Below are 2,879 nucleotides of genomic sequence, written 5' to 3' on the forward strand. Positions count from 1 at the left end.
CACCCCCAACAACCCACGAACTGTCACCGATGTCCTGACACAGAACTGTCACCGATGTCCTGAGACATAACAGGCGACGATTAGCCACGAACACGCGTTCGCGTCACGAACACGAGTTTTAGAGCTTTGCACGTGCCCCGCACCCGCAAACCTCCAAAACTCGTGTCCTTGCGGGAAACTCGTATACAAGACACGTCCCAGCCGCCCCGTCGGCGCCGCGCATCGAAAGGTCGGCGACCGCTCAGTCGTCGGGGTCGGCGTTGACGGCGCCCTCGACGTCGTGGAAGAGCAGGTTGGAGATCTCCACCTGCACCATCTCCACGTCGGGCACATCGACCAGCACCAGGGGCTCATCCGCGCTGGTCTGCAGGGAGAGGCTGCCGCAGCCGAACATGCGGTCGGTGATGGTCCGCTCCTGCTGGACGTCGGAGATGCGTGACAGCGGCAGGTCGTGGCCGGTCTTGTTGATAATGCCGGAGCGGGTGATCACACGCTTGGAGGTGACCGTGTACGTCGTGGTCATCCAGCGCAGCCAGGGCACCACGAAGGCCGGCATGGCCGCAATGACGACCAACACCCACACGGCGATGACGGCACCGGTGCGCCAGTTGGCATCCGGCAACAGAATGGAGGCGACCACGCCTACGGCCAGTAGCGCGATCACCACGAGGGAGCGCCACAGCAGGATCTTGGGGTGGGTGCGCATATGGCGCACGACGATCTCGTCCTTGCTGAGCAGCTTCTGGGGTAGAGCCATGCCCCCAGTGTGCCACCCGGCTAGAGCTCGCGCCGCATTGCCGGCATCGCCGGCTTACGCGCGGGCAGCTGGCCCCGCCTGGTCGACGCCGCGCGGCGTGAGCAGGGCCAGCGCCGCCATGCCCATGCCGGCCACCGCAACCGTGCCGACGGCACCCGCCGCATAGGCGATGAAGACGGCGGTGCGGCTGAGCTGCGCGGCGGCGACCGCACCGGCTCCACCGGCGTCGACGACGCCCCGCCAGGTGAGCACCTCCAGCATCAGGGCCGCTGCACCCGCAAGGATCCCGAGCCCGCCCAGCACGGCGGCGGACGACAAGCGCGCCGGCGGCAGCTCACCCGCTGCGGCGCCGCCCTCCGCCTCGGCGGGCGTTGGCGGCGTCGCAGGCGCTGGGCCGGCGGGCTCGGAGTCGGCGGGCCCCGTCTCATCCGCCCAGGCGCCGCAGGCGATCGCCACCGCGCCCCAGGAGGTGGCCAGCAGCAGGGCGGCGATAACGTCACCGGGACGATGCCACTGGCACACCAGAGTGGAGTAGCCCATGGCGGCGGCCAGCACCGCTCCCGCCCAGGCCGCAGCCCCGCGCCACCGTGGGCCGGTGACCAGGATGAGGGCGACGGCAGCGGATGCGGCCACCGCGGTATGCCCCGAGGGCAGGGTGTTCATGCCGCCGAATTTTCGGAACAGCCCGTAGTCCGGGCGCCACAGGATCAAGTACTTCAACACCTGGGTGGAGATGTTGATGGCGACGACGGCGCCCGCAGCCCACAGTGCCCGCCGGCGGCTGCCGCGCCACCGGGCACCGACCAGCACCACGAGCACCAGGCCGATTGCGGCCGGCAGGGACACCACGTGCAGCAGGTTGCGGGCGTGGTCGGACACGATGTGGGCGCCGATGCGGGAGCCGTCCAGAGCCGCCTGCTCCATGGCCTGCCCGGTCAGGTGCACCACCAGCAGCCACCAGGTGAGCGCCACGCCGACCATACAGACGACGGCGAGCACGCCCGCCAGCAGGCGCGAGCGCCGCTGTGCGCGCCGCCCGGGGTCAGGAGGTTGCGTCAGGGAATTGTTGCGAGACGTCATTGGGCCCGGATGATACGACCTGCGGCTGGGTGGAGTCGGAGTCCGGCGTCGCGGCCGGCGTGGCGGTGCGGGTGCGCGTGCCGCGCTTGCGAGGCGGGTAGCCGGAGCGCCACACGTACAGACCCACCAGGACGAAGCCTGCCGCCAGACCCACCGCCCACCAGGGGAACGAGGGCACCGTGGGGGGATCGCCGGCGGCGTCCAGGTCCTCCTGCGGGGTGGGGTAGACGCGCTCCCCGGTGACCAGGATGCGGTGGGTGTTGATGCCCAGTGGTGTGCAGGTGACCAGGGTGACCAGGTCGCGCCCCTGCTCGGCGCGCAGCGCCTCGGTCTCGTCGGGCTCGACGACCTTGGTGTCGAACACCCGATAGGTGAGTACTTCCCCGAACACCTCGATGACGAAGGTGTCACCGACCTCCACCTGGTTCAGGTCGGTGAACATGCGGGCGTCCGCCAGACCGCGGTGACCGGTGAGCACCGCGCGGGTGCCCTCTCCCCCGACGGGCAGGGAGGTGCCCTCGAGGTGCCCCAGCCCCTCAAGTAGGGTTTCATCCGAGGTTCCGTGGTAGACGGGCAGGTCCAGGTTGATAGCGGGGATGCGCAGCCGGGCCATGAGCCCGGCGCCGTTGGCGTCCAGGATCGAGTCGTAGTCGAGGGTGTCGTCCCCGCCCTCGCCGACGCCGGTGGGGACGTTGGTGTTGGCCTCCAGCACCGCGCCGACGGAAAGGGCGTCGTTGTAAGCATGCGCCTGGGCTAGCTGGGTGGCGGCGTCCGGGTCGGCGGAGTCGACGTCGGAGGCGTAGGTGGTGATGATCTTGGACTGGTTGTACTGGGTAACCCAGGCGGCGACGGTCGGGTAGGCGAACAGCAACATGCCGGCCAGCGCCAACAGGGCAGACACCAAAGCCGGACACGACAAGCGCCATCGGTCGCCACCATCACCGACCTGGTGGGAGCGCCGGGGTCTGGTTGACAAGGATCCTCCTCTCCCGAAGTCAGTGACAGGCACGCGGCGTGGCGGGGAGGCCGTATGTCCTCCCCG

General features: G+C 69.6%; 3 protein-coding genes. All 3 read right to left on the reverse strand.

From position 1 onward, the window contains the following. Positions 1-241: 241 nt before the first annotated feature. From DRB06_RS11565 to DRB06_RS11575, 3 genes are read right to left on the reverse strand one after another with little or no spacing between them, the layout of a single operon-like run. Positions 242-757 (reverse strand): PH domain-containing protein, encoded by a 516-nt coding sequence (locus tag DRB06_RS11565; RefSeq protein ID WP_111820022.1) that lies wholly within the window; start codon positions 755-757, stop codon positions 242-244. A gap of 54 nt (positions 758-811) precedes the next feature. Continuing rightward, a complete protein-coding gene (locus DRB06_RS11570) occupies positions 812-1,837 on the reverse strand; it encodes a phosphatase PAP2 family protein (RefSeq protein WP_111820023.1) in 1,026 nt (341 codons plus the stop codon). Next, positions 1,800-2,738 carry a class C sortase gene (locus DRB06_RS11575; RefSeq protein ID WP_244542601.1) on the reverse strand — a complete coding sequence of 313 codons (939 nt, stop codon included), beginning with the start codon at positions 2,736-2,738 and terminating at the stop codon, positions 1,800-1,802. The genes DRB06_RS11570 and DRB06_RS11575 overlap by 38 nt, the downstream gene beginning before the upstream one ends. Positions 2,739-2,879: the final 141 nt, after the last annotated feature.

It is taken from the genome of Actinomyces sp. Z5 (assembly GCF_003287795.1).
Taxonomy (GTDB): Bacteria; Actinomycetota; Actinomycetes; order Actinomycetales; family Actinomycetaceae; genus Actinomyces; species Actinomyces glycerinitolerans.

What these genes read in the sequence shown, in the direction of transcription:
- DRB06_RS11565 (WP_111820022.1), bottom strand. Translation starts at nt 757, where the DNA reads ATGGCTCTACCCCAGAAGCTGCTCAGCAAGGACGAGATCGTCGTGCGC.
- DRB06_RS11570 (WP_111820023.1), bottom strand. Translation starts at nt 1,837, where the DNA reads ATGACGTCTCGCAACAATTCCCTGACGCAACCTCCTGACCCCGGGCGG.